At 54.7% G+C, this 2,107-nt stretch carries 1 protein-coding gene; it reads left to right on the forward strand.

The features are described from left to right. Positions 1-2,107: condensation domain-containing protein (locus L693_RS28145; protein ID WP_155983841.1), on the forward strand; the 2,107-nt coding region annotated here is incomplete at both ends.

Raw genomic sequence — 2,107 nt, forward strand, 5'->3', positions numbered from 1 at the left:
TCCAACCGAAGCGACGGTGGACGTATCGTACTTCGATTGTGAGCCTAATGAAGCCTATACGGTCATTCCAATCGGGAAACCGATTCAGAACATCCGTCTATACATCGTGAAGGAGGGCACGGAGCAATTGCAGCCAATTGGGGTTGCAGGGGAGCTGTGCATCGGTGGTGTAGGCGTAGCACGCGGCTATCTGAACCGTCCGGAGCTGACAGCAGAGAAATTCGTTGCCGATCCGTTTGCCGGTGGCAAAGCAGGCTATGAGCGGATGTACCGCACAGGCGATTTGGCGAGATGGATGCCGGATGGCAACATCGAATATTTGGGCCGGATCGACCATCAGGTGAAAATCCGGGGCTACCGGATCGAGCTGGGCGAGGTCGAATCGCAGCTGTTGAAGGTGGAGGCGGTACGAGAAGCCGTCGTCATGGCCCGAGCGGACGAAACAGGCCAAAAACAAATGGTGGCGTACTATGTCGCCGGGCAAGAGCTTGGAGCCGGTGAACTGAGAAGTGAGCTGGGCCGGGAGCTGCCAAGCTATATGGTGCCATCGTACTTTGTACAGCTGGAGCGGATGCCACTAAGTCCGAACGGCAAAATCGACCGCAAAGCACTGCCAGCACCGGAAGGCAGCCTGCAAAGCGGAGCCGACTATGTTGCACCGCGGACGTGGGTGGAAGTGAAGCTGGCGCAAATTTGGCAGGACGTGCTGGGCTTGGCGCAGGTTGGCGTGAAGGAAAACTTCTTCGAGATTGGCGGACATTCACTGCGGGCGACGACGCTGGCCTCGAAGATTCACAAGGAGCTGAATAAGTCGCTTCCATTGAGGACTATTTTTGAAGCACCAACGATTGAACAGCTGGCAGCCGTGCTGGAAGGTCTGGATCAAGTGGCGTATGCGTCGATTCCGGTGACGGAAGCTCGTGCCTTTTATCCGCTATCCTCGGCGCAAAAACGACTGTATGTGCTGCATCAATTTGACCCGAATGATGTGAACTACAACATGCCGTCGGTGCTGCAAGTGAGCGGTCCGCTGGATGTGAAACGAGTAGAAGACGTGTTCCGTCAACTGATCGCCCGCCATGCGACCTTGCGTACCCGCTTTGAGCTGGTGGACAGTGAGCCGATGCAATGGGTTGAGGACACCGTGCCGTTCGAGGTGGAATATACGAAGGTACAGGCAGAAGGTGCGACTACTACGGGTAAGGACACGATGGTTAGCAAGGAAACGCAAGAGCTGGTACGGCGCTTTGTCCGTCCGTTCGATCTGCAAGCTGCACCGCTGCTGCGGGTAGGCTTGGTGGACCTGGGCTTACAAGGAGTGGAGCAAACACCGCAGCATTTGCTCATGCTCGACATGCACCATATCGTCTCGGATGGTGTGTCCATGGAAGTACTGACCGATGAATTTGTCCGCTTGTATGACGGTGAAGAGCTATCCCCATTGCGGATTCAGTACAAGGATTACGCGGTATGGCAGCAAAGCGAGGCCCATCAGGAGTGGATGCAGCGTCAGGAAGCATACTGGCTCGACACCTTCCGGGGTGAACTGCCTGTGCTGGATCTCTCAACCGACTTTCCCCGCCCAGCGGTGCAGAGCACGGTAGGGGATACGATCGAATTCGGACTGGAGCGTCAAGTTAGCGAACGTTTGAAAGAACTGGCGGCGCAAACAGGCTCAACCCTGTATATGGTACTGCTGGCAGCGTACACTACGCTCCTGCATAAATACACGGGCCAAGAGGACATCGTGGTCGGAACGCCGATTGCAGGAAGACCGCATACGGATCTGGAGAGCCTGGTAGGCGTATTCATCAACACGCTGGCAATCCGCAATTATCCGTCTAGTGACAAAACGTTCCTAGATTATCTGCAAGAGGTCAAAGAGCACGCACTCAGCGCTTATGAGCATCAGGACTATCCTTTTGAAGAGCTGGTCGAAAAGCTGAATTTAACGCGGGATACGAGCCGGAATGCGCTGTTTGACACGATGTTTGAGTTGAAAACTTTGGAGCAGCAGGAATTACAGCTGGAAGGCCTGACCTTAAACTCGTATCCGATGGGCATTAGTACTGCCAAATTTGATCTGACCTTGGATGCAGTGGAGCAG

The organism is Paenibacillus sp. 1-18 (assembly GCF_000520755.1).
GTDB classification, from domain to species: Bacteria; Bacillota; Bacilli; order Paenibacillales; family Paenibacillaceae; genus Paenibacillus; species Paenibacillus brasilensis.